Source organism: Aminobacter sp. P4_D5, assembly GCF_056401815.1.
The window spans coordinates 1-537 of sequence record NZ_JBFUIP010001292.1 but is presented as its reverse complement, the minus strand read 5'-3'; the positions used below and the strand labels follow the sequence as shown (position 1 = coordinate 537).

2 protein-coding genes are annotated in these 537 nt (G+C 64.8%); both read left to right on the top strand.

What is annotated here, in order from left to right; translation table 11 throughout:
• A partial coding sequence (locus AC1DWF_RS38010) for a pyridoxamine 5'-phosphate oxidase family protein (RefSeq protein WP_476843569.1) occupies positions 1-343 on the top strand: 343 nt, incomplete at its 5' end.
• A gap of 75 nt (positions 344-418) precedes the next feature.
• On the top strand, positions 419-537 hold a 119-nt coding region (locus AC1DWF_RS38005), incomplete at its 3' end, for a CoA transferase (RefSeq protein WP_476843570.1).

Genomic DNA, 537 nt, shown 5'->3' with positions numbered 1-537 from the left:
TGTGGAAAGCCCCAAGACCCTTGAGATCGGCCGCGACCACGATGTGCTGCTGGCCTGCGCCAATCCGTCCGGCCAGGAATTCGTCTCGGTGACCGGGCGCGCCCGGGTCCTACAGGACCAGGCCAAGCAAAAAGAGCTCTGGAGCGAGGGCGCGCGGCTGTGGTTCCCCAAGGGCCATAAGAGCGAGAACCTGGCGCTCATCGAGGTCGAGATGCTCGGTGCGGAGTATTGGGACAGCCCGGGCTCGAAGGTGCTGTTCGCCTACGGCTATGTGAAGGCGCTGGTGGCCGGGAAGACGCCGGATACGGGCGAGAACGCGAAGGTGAAGTTCGAGCGCGTCTGAGGCTTGCCGCGGATTGCGCAGGCAACACGGCAAGTCTAATCCCTGAAGGTCGTTTGGCCTTCAGGGAATGTCCTTATGTCCACCCCGTCTCCGGGCCCGCTCAGCGGCCTGCGCGTCCTTGACCTGACCCGCGTCCTGGCAGGCCCGACCTGCACGCAGATGCTGGGCGACCTGGGCGCCGAGGTCATTAAGAT